This window comes from Acidovorax sp. HMWF018 (assembly GCF_003061035.1).
GTDB lineage: Bacteria > Pseudomonadota > Gammaproteobacteria > Burkholderiales > Burkholderiaceae_C > Acidovorax > Acidovorax delafieldii.
Genome location: NZ_QAIM01000567.1, coordinates 12181 through 12802 on the forward strand (window position 1 = coordinate 12181; position 622 = coordinate 12802).

The 622-nt window shown below is 68.0% G+C and carries 1 protein-coding gene; it reads left to right on the forward strand.

Annotated features, from left to right (window positions below; all coding sequences use genetic code 11):
* The coding region (locus tag DBR23_RS31650) for a FimV/HubP family polar landmark protein (protein ID WP_304466240.1) at positions 1-622 on the forward strand (622 nt) is incomplete at both ends.

Here is a 622-nt window from a genome sequence, read left to right on the forward strand (position 1 = left end):
ACGCCTACAAGCCTGCAGGCGTTTCGCTCGACCAGATGCTGGTCGCCATGATGCGTACCAACCCGGACGCGTTCATTCAGGGCAACGTCAACCGCCTGAGGGCAGGTGCCGTGCTGCAAATGCCCGACCAGGCCGCAGCGCAGTCCACCACAGCCCCCGAAGCACGTCAGATTCTGGCCGCACAGGCCCGTGACTTCAACGACTTCCGCCGCAAACTCGCAGGTGCGGCCCCTTCGACCGAAGTGGCTGCTGCCCAGCGCTCCGCCTCTGGCACCGTACAGACGCGCGTAGAAGACAAAAAACCCGCGACTGCAGCGCCCGACAAGCTCACCCTGTCCAAGGGGGCCGTCAAAGGCCAGAAGGCAGCCGAAGAGCAAGTCGCCAAGGACAAACAGGCCAGCGAAGCCGCCACGCGGATGGCAGAGTTGTCCAAGAACATCACCGACCTCAACAAGCTGAGCGCAGCCTCTGCAGCCGCCGGAGGCAGCCCTGCGCCCGCCGCAGCGGGTGCAGCCAGCGCACCTGCGGGGGTGGCTGTGCAGGCCCCAGCCGTCCCGGCAACACCGACCGCGCCGCCGGCGCCCGAAGCCCTGGCATCCGCCCCCGCAGCGGCCGCGAGCAC